At 35.6% G+C, this 581-nt stretch carries 1 protein-coding gene; it reads left to right on the top strand.

From position 1 onward, the window contains the following. Positions 1–32: 32 nt before the first annotated feature. Positions 33–524: a DUF2004 domain-containing protein gene (locus tag B5F71_RS19645; protein WP_087213691.1), complete on the top strand. Its 492-nt coding sequence runs from the start codon at positions 33–35 to the stop codon at positions 522–524. The last annotated feature ends 57 nt before the right edge of the window (positions 525–581 follow it).

Here is a 581-nt window from a genome sequence, read left to right as displayed (position 1 = left end):
CATTAGTCGCAATTAATTAAAAACAAAAGAATATGAGCAAGAAGAATATTACTTATTTCGGTGAAGTAGATAATAAGGAAGAGGACTATTTTGAAGGTCATGTAATGATTTGTAACAAGGATGTCGAATTGTGTTTGGATTTCTGTGCTTATGAAGGCAATCCCAAGGATTGGTCGGCAGAGCTGGAAGGCTATCTTTCCAACCTTCTTAAATACAAGACAGAAATAGATAAATTCATATTAAAGGATTATGAAGATGGTGGCACAACGAATGAATATGTCCGTTGGCATCTTGATGAATGGGAAGCTATTGATGACTTGTTACCAAATGCCGATTCGACAAAAACAAAGGAAGAACAGTTTCTATCCTTGCTGATTCAGAGAGTAGAAACTATTACTTTTTATCCCGGTGATAATCACTATGCTGTTTGGGATTACATGATTGATAGTGAAAATTCAGATGAAATAGTCGTAGTACATACTGACAATAAAGGAAAAATATTAGATATTACTTGTGAAAGTTAAATATGCGACTAACAAGCACCTATGCCACCTAACGGCGGCAAGCTGCATCCCATTATC

The organism is Bacteroides sp. An269, from assembly GCF_002159755.1.
GTDB lineage: Bacteria > Bacteroidota > Bacteroidia > Bacteroidales > Bacteroidaceae > Phocaeicola > Phocaeicola intestinalis.
The sequence above is the reverse complement of the archived record's forward strand: the minus strand, read 5'-3'. Positions and strand labels throughout refer to the sequence as shown.